The sequence below is a fragment of the Paraburkholderia sp. EG304 genome (genome assembly GCF_046543485.1).
GTDB classification, from domain to species: Bacteria; Pseudomonadota; Gammaproteobacteria; order Burkholderiales; family Burkholderiaceae; genus Paraburkholderia; species Paraburkholderia youngii.
In genome coordinates this window covers 20,768-27,476 of record NZ_JBKGUA010000064.1, presented here as the reverse complement: position 1 = coordinate 27,476, position 6,709 = coordinate 20,768, and the positions used below count along the sequence as shown (strand labels likewise).

Below are 6,709 nucleotides of genomic sequence, written 5' to 3'. Positions count from 1 at the left end.
TGCAATTCGCGCTGGCGATTCACTTTATCGAAGACCAGCTTGCGGTCATCCGGACGCTGCGCGGCTTGACGCCGGTATTCGGCTGCCTCGACGACGCGCAGTTCAACGAAGCTCGCACCGAACAGCAATATCGGGCAAAGCCGTCCCTGTCGGCCGCTGCATGCTGGTACTGGATCCGGAAGCTCCAGGTGCGCTATCTCGCCGGCGACCACGAGGCGGCCATGACTGCTGCCTCGGAGGCACAACGGCTGCTCTGGACCTCGCACTCGTTCCTCGACGAGGCCGAATATCACTTCTATGCGGCGCTGGCGCGGGCTGCGCTGTGCGACTCCGTCGCCGCCGGCGACCCCCAGGAGCACCTCGAAGCGCTGATTGCCCGCCACAACCAGCTGCGCATCTGGACGGATCTCTGCGCAGAGAACTTCGCAAGTCATACCGCACTGGTCGGCGCCGAGATCGCGCGCATCGAAGGCCGAGTGGTCGAGGCCGAGATGCTCTACGAGCAGGCCATCGATTCGGCGCAGGATAGCGGATTCGTCCACGTCGAGGCGCTGGCCAGCGAACTCGCGTCCCGCTTTTATGCGGCTCGCGGCCTCCGAAGAATTGCGCGTACCTATATGCAGGACGCCCGCTATGGCTATCTGCGTTGGGGCGCCATCGGCAAGGTGCGTCAACTCGAGGAACAGTATCCGTATCTGAGGACCGAAGAGACGGTGCCCGGACCAACCAATACGATGGCAGCGCCCATCGAGCACCTCGAGCTGGCAACCGTGATCAAGGTGTCGCAGGCGGCGTCAGGCGAGATCCACCTTGAGAAGCTGATCGGGATGGTCATGCGCACGGCCATCGAACAGGCGGGCGCCGAACGGGGCCTGCTGATCCTGTCGGATGCGGGCGACCTGCGGATCGCCGCGAGAGCCACCACCGCCGGCGACGGGCTCCACGTGCAGCTATCCGACACACCGCTCAATGGCGCAATGTTGCCGGAGTCGGTCCTCAACCAGGTCTTGCGTACGCGCGAGAACATTTTCCTCGACGACGCCGCAACGGACCCGATGGCCGACACGGATCCCTACGTCCGTCAGCATCGCGCACGTTCCATTCTGTGCCTGCCGCTGATGAATGGCGCCAAGCTCATGGGCGTGCTCTACCTCGAGAACAATCTCGCCGCGCGCGTGTTCAGCCCCGCGCGGATCGCCGTGCTGAAGCTGGTGGCCTCGCAGGCTGCAATTTCGCTCGAAAATGCCCGTTTATATCGCGACGTCGCGCAACGCGAAGCAAGAATCCGACGCCTCGTCGACGCTAATCTCATTGGGATCGTCATCTGGGGCGTGGATGGACGACTCATCGACGCCAACGATTCATTCCTTCACATGCTCCAGTACGAGCGTGAGGATTTGAAGGCCGGGCTTCGATGGTATGACATGATGCCTCCCGAATGGCAAGAACGCGTCCCGCGCGAGTTGGAAGAACTCGAGGCGACCGGCGCCATGCAAGCCAGCGAAAAGGAGTTCTTCAGGAAAGACGGCAGCCGGATACCTGTCCTGATCGGCGGCGCTGCATTCGAAGATCAGCCGAGCCAGGGCGTGGCTTACATTCTCGATCTGACCGAGCAGAAGCAGGCGGAAAAGAAAATCCGTGACAGCGAAGAGCGCTATCGCGACGTGCAGGCCGAACTGGCGCATGCGAATCGCGTCGCGACCATGGGGCAGCTCGCCGCGTCGATTGCTCATGAACTCAGTCAGCCCATCGCTTCGACGGTGATCGACGCTCGGGCCGCGTTGCGGTGGCTCGACCGCGAGCCCGCCAATGTCGACGAGGCCAGCCGCGCGCTCGGCAGTATCGTCAGCGGCGCGAATCGCGCCGCTGACGTTCTCGACCGAATCCGGCAACTGGTCAGGAAGGCGCCACGGAGAAGGGAGCCGGTGGACCTCAACGAAGCCATCCGCGAGATTGCCGAACTGGTCCAGGGCGAAGCGAAAAAGAGCGGCGCCCGGCTGGAGATGCAACTCTCGGAAGCTTTGCCGCTTATTGAAGGCGATCGGGTGGAAATGCAGCAGGTACTGCTCAATCTGATCATCAATGCGCTGGAGGCACTGAGCGGCATCGATGGAGTACGACAGGTGTGTCTCAGCACAGCGGAAGACGAAGGAGGCTGCGTGCTCGTGACCGTGCGCGACTCAGGGCCGGGCTTCGGCCCGAACGGTACCGAACCGGCATTCACCGCGTTCTACACCACGAAGGCGACCGGCCTGGGGATGGGTCTTTCGATCTGCCGTTCGATCATCGACGCCCATGGCGGACAGTTGTGGGCGACTGACTCGCCGCCGCGCGGCGCGGTCGTTCAGTTTACGGTGCCTAAGCATGCTGCTGTTTCTTCTTGATGGTCGCGATTGCGCGACGGAGGGTGCTCTCGGACAAACATATTCACCGCGCAACCAAAGGAAGAATTGAAAAAACCGATCGCGCAGGTGCGCCGCCAAGGTTGGGCGATCGTCGACCAGGAGCTCGAAGGCGGCTCGTTTCCGCTGTCTGAGCGTGGGCGGCAACACATTCAGCTAGTCGAACGCATTACTTCGGCCATCGCCATGACGGCTCGGACAGATGCTCCGCAAAATAATCGGACAGCGCAGCCACCTTCGCAGGACGCGCGCGCGCCGACGGCGTGACAAAGTAAAGACCACCCTTCGTCAGCGACCAGTCGGTGAGGATCGCTTCGAGCCGGCCATCGGCCAGATATTCGCCAGCGATGAATTCGGGCAACTCGGCAATTGCGAGCCCGTCGAGCAGCGTGGGCAGCAGCGCATCGGAATTCGTCACGCGCAGCGGGCCGATCGGCATGACCGGCTCCTCCTCGCCAGCGGCGTTCGTGAAGCGCCACACATCGCTGCGCGCCCGGTACGCGTATGAGAGGCATGGCCGCTCCACCAGTTCGCGCGGATGCGCGGGCCGCCCTTCGCGCTTCAGATACGCTGGCGACGCGACCACGAACTGTGTGACCGCGCACAGCCGCCGGGCGACCAGCGACGAATCCGGCAGCGCGGCGATACGCAGCGCGGCGTCGAAACCATCGGCGACCAGATCGACCGACGCATCCGAAAGATGCAAGTCGATCGACACTTCCGGGTATGCGCGAAAGAAGCCGGGCAGCAGCGGCGCGACCCAGCGCAGCCCGAACGACATCGGCACGGCCAGGCGTACCAGTCCGCGCGGCTGCACTGACATCTCGCGCGCGGCGCTTTCTGCCTCTTCGGCCTGACGGTAGATCTCCGCGGCCTTTTCGCAGATCGTCCGGCCGAACTCGGTAAGCGACAACTGGCGCGATGTACGGTTGAAAAGCCGTGCGCCCAGCCGGTCTTCCAGACGAGCGACGCCACGCGAGACCGTAGCGACCGATACCCCCATCGCGCGCGCGGCGGCCGCGAACGATCCTTCCTCGGCGACCTTCGCGAACATCGCGAGTCCTTCGAAATCAGGCAGCTTCGCCATTTCCCCTCATCTTTTCATTTTTGCAACGTTAGATTGCAATCAATTCTATTTCGGAAAGGGCGAGCCGTCGATATTCTCCTCACATCGCAGCACGCAACACCGAACCTCAACCTCCACTGAACGACACCAAAGGAGCAACACCATGGCACGCAAACTCGACAACAAGATCGCACTCGTCACCGGCGCAACCAGCGGCATCGGCCTTGCCACCGCCCAGCGCTTCGCAGCCGAAGGCGCGCACGTCTACCTCACGGGCCGCCGTCAGGCCGAACTCGATGCCGCCGTGAAGAGCATCCGCGACGCGGGCGGCAAGGCAACCGGCGCCCGCGTCGACTCCACCAGGCTTGCCGAACTCGACGCGCTGTATGCGCAGATCAAGGAAGAACAGGGGCGCCTCGACGTACTGTTCGCGAATGCTGGTGGCGGTTCGATGCTGCCGTTTGGCAACATCACCGAAGAGCACTTCGACGACACCTTCAATCGCAACGTGAAGGGCGTGCTGTTCACGGTGCAAAAGGCGCTGCCGCTGCTGGCCAGGGGAGCGTCGGTGATTCTCACGGGTTCGACCGCCGGTAGCGCGGGCACGGCGGCATTCAGCGTGTATTCGGCTTCGAAGGCTGCGGTGCGCTCTTTCGCACGCAACTGGATTCTGGACCTCAAGGATCGCCAGATCCGCGTGAATACGATCAGCCCGGGCGCAACGCGCACGCCTGGCCTGCTCGATCTGGCCGGTGACGACGCCGCCCAGCGCGAGGGTCTTGCCAATTACCTGGCCGCGCAGATCCCGATGGGACGTCTGGGCGAGCCCGGCGAAATCGCGAGCGCCGCGCTGTTCCTTGCCTCGGACGACGCGAGCTTCGTGAACGGCATCGAGTTGTTCGTCGATGGCGGCCAACAGCAAATCTAGGCGTAGTTCGAGCGTGCAGGGCGCAGCGGAGGCGGTCTTCGGAAATCGCACCCGCGCCCGGCGCGTAAGGCATTCGAGCGCAGGCACATCATGATCGAACATCGTCTTGACCTTGCGTGTAGCGCAGTCAGGCGCGACTGGCTCAACACGCGAGCGCATTTCCGGGTCGGCCAAGGCGGACGAACCGGCCATGCGCCGCTCGGCGCGCTCTACGTGTGGAACGACGATGAGTTCGCGCCGCGCTCGGGCTTCGACCTGCATGCTCACCGCGACGTCGAGATCGTGACATGGGTGCGCTCGGGCGCGATCACGTACGAGGACGACGCGGGCAATCGCGCGCGACTGGTCGCCGATTCCGTACAGGCGATGAGTGCGGGCACCGCGCTCCACCATGCCGAACGGAACGAAGAAGATGTGCCTGCGCGGCTATTCCAGATCTGGCTGCATCCACGCACGCCGGGCGGCACGCCCCGTTGGGCGACGCGTATCTGTTCGCGCGGATGTCGCGAAGGCCGCTTCGTCACGCTGGCGAGCGGCGATCCCGACGATGTGTGCGCGGGCGCGCTGCCCATCCATGCGGACGCGCGCGTGCGTATCGCGACGTTACGCGAAGGCACGACGCTGCACCACGTGCTGCCGACGTCGCGCCGGGCGTATCTGGTTGCCGATCATGGTCGCCTTGATGTCGGCGAAGTCCGGCTCGCGCCACGCGATGGAGTTGCCGTACGCGACGAATCGCAGCTTACGTTGGTGGCGCGAGACGACACTGATGTCGTGATAGTCGAGCTTTTGCGGTAGGAAAAGTGTGCCGTTGGGCTCGGGCGCGATGACATCCCTCGCTGGTTTCCGCATTTGGCACAAGACACGCTTTGGTAGCTTTAATCGGCTGTTTTGCGATAAGGAAACCGTGGGTCTTCAGTCGAACGTGATCAAGTCCTTGAAGATCAGTCGTCCCCAGTTATTTCCCCGCGCGTGCACAAGCAGTCCACCCTCCGACAGCCCGCCAAGTTTGATTGGCGCGAAACCGAGTTTTTCCGCAAGCGCACCAATCTCCGCTGCGGCGCCGTCATCATCGCTCGCGAGGAACACGACTCTCCTGCCACCCTGTACGGCCGGGTCCTGGCCGAGGACGGCCGCGGCCAGATGATTGAAGCCTTTCACCAGCCTGGCTCCGGTGAACGCATTCGCGACGAAAGCTGAGGACGGCAGGCCGTCCAGTTCCGCAGGCGGGGCGAACGTGTTCATCACGTCGACGATGGTCTTTCCCTTCCAGTTGGGTAGCACCTTCGCGACCTCCGCGTACGACTCGAAACGGACAGCCAAAAAGATGACGTCCGCCTTGACGGCTTCCGCCAGGGTTTTGGGAATGATCGTAGGTCCGACCGCTGCTGCATCGGACGCAAAGCTTGCCGGGTCGCGCGAAGTCGCAACGGATACTTCGATGCCGTTGCGCGCGAACGCCCTGGCAAGTGCGTGGCCGATCTTGCCGAAGCCAATGATTGCGTAGCTCATATGTTTCTCCTTGGTTTCCCGGCGCGCTCAGAGCTTGTAACCGCCGCTCGCTTCAATCGTTTGGCCGGTCACCCAATGGCCGTCATCGGAGGCCAGGAACGCCACCACGGCCGCGATTTCTGAAGGCTCGCCAAAGCGGCCCAGCGCGATTTGGGCCTCGACCGCCTTGACGAGTGCGGGATTCTCCCGAAAATCGGCGTTCGCATCCGTTCGCGTGAAACCAGGCGCTACGGCGTTCGCTGTGATGCCACGCGGCCCGAGCTCGATTGCCAGCGTATGAGTCAGGGTGTTGATGGCCGCTTTCGCCATCGAGTAGACGGGCGCAGCCGTCACGGGCTTGGTGGCGGCAGCGGATGAAATGTTGATGATGCGTCCACCATCGGCGAGACGGTCGAGAGCGGCCTGAATGATGAAGAAGGGCGCGCGGGCGTAGACCGCCATCAGGGTGTCCCAACTCTCCGGCGTCGCGTCCTTGAAGCCAACCCAGCCGGAATTGCCAGCGTTGTTGACCAGAATGTCGAGGGCCTTGCTTCCGTTCCGCTTGGTGAACTCGTCGTCGAGTCTCTCGAACAAGGCCGGCACGGTCGCCGGATCGACGAGATCCGCATGGATCGCGAACGCGCTGCCTTGCGCTTTCTCGATTGCCGCGATCGCCTCGTCCGCGCTGGATTTGCTGGCGTTGTAGGTTAGCGCGACTGTCGCACCATCCTGTGCAAGCCGTTCGGCGATGGCGCGGCCAATGCCTCGTGATGCCCCGGTAACGAGAGCTGTTTTGCCCTTTAGAGGTCGTGTCATCTGATT

General features: G+C 63.2%; 6 protein-coding genes and 1 pseudogene. 4 read left to right on the top strand and 3 right to left on the bottom strand.

Going from position 1 to position 6,709, the window contains the following annotated elements:
* Both ACLFKU_RS37645 and ACLFKU_RS37640 read left to right on the top strand, forming a co-directional pair.
* A partial coding sequence (locus tag ACLFKU_RS37645; RefSeq protein WP_410852558.1) for an ATP-binding protein occupies positions 1 to 2,384 on the top strand: 2,384 nt, incomplete at its 5' end.
* Between the two features lie 45 nt (positions 2,385 to 2,429).
* Positions 2,430 to 2,535: pseudogene (locus ACLFKU_RS37640) on the top strand (IclR family transcriptional regulator); the annotation flags it as partial.
* A gap of 36 nt (positions 2,536 to 2,571) precedes the next feature.
* On the opposite strand, the gene ACLFKU_RS37635 reads toward ACLFKU_RS37640, so the two are convergent.
* On the bottom strand, positions 2,572 to 3,489 hold the full coding sequence (locus ACLFKU_RS37635) for a LysR family transcriptional regulator (RefSeq protein ID WP_368585688.1): 918 nt from the start codon (positions 3,487 to 3,489) through the stop codon (positions 2,572 to 2,574).
* A gap of 142 nt (positions 3,490 to 3,631) precedes the next feature.
* Here ACLFKU_RS37635 and ACLFKU_RS37630 point away from each other — a divergent pair, with 142 nt between their 5' ends.
* Positions 3,632 to 4,396, top strand: coding sequence for an SDR family NAD(P)-dependent oxidoreductase (locus ACLFKU_RS37630; RefSeq protein ID WP_368585689.1), 765 nt, complete (start codon positions 3,632 to 3,634; stop codon positions 4,394 to 4,396).
* Positions 4,397 to 4,486: 90 nt separating this feature from the next.
* Positions 4,487 to 5,194 (top strand): pirin family protein, encoded by a 708-nt coding sequence (locus tag ACLFKU_RS37625; RefSeq protein ID WP_410852557.1) that lies wholly within the window; start codon positions 4,487 to 4,489, stop codon positions 5,192 to 5,194.
* A gap of 117 nt (positions 5,195 to 5,311) precedes the next feature.
* On the opposite strand, the gene ACLFKU_RS37620 is transcribed toward ACLFKU_RS37625, so the two are convergent.
* Together ACLFKU_RS37620 and ACLFKU_RS37615 are read right to left on the bottom strand one after the other, a co-directional pair.
* Positions 5,312 to 5,908 (bottom strand): NADPH-dependent F420 reductase, encoded by a 597-nt coding sequence (locus ACLFKU_RS37620; RefSeq protein WP_410852556.1) that lies wholly within the window; start codon positions 5,906 to 5,908, stop codon positions 5,312 to 5,314.
* Positions 5,909 to 5,935: 27 nt separating this feature from the next.
* On the bottom strand, positions 5,936 to 6,703 hold the full coding sequence (locus ACLFKU_RS37615; protein ID WP_410852555.1) for an SDR family NAD(P)-dependent oxidoreductase: 768 nt from the start codon (positions 6,701 to 6,703) through the stop codon (positions 5,936 to 5,938).
* Between the last annotated feature and the right edge of the window lie 6 nt (positions 6,704 to 6,709).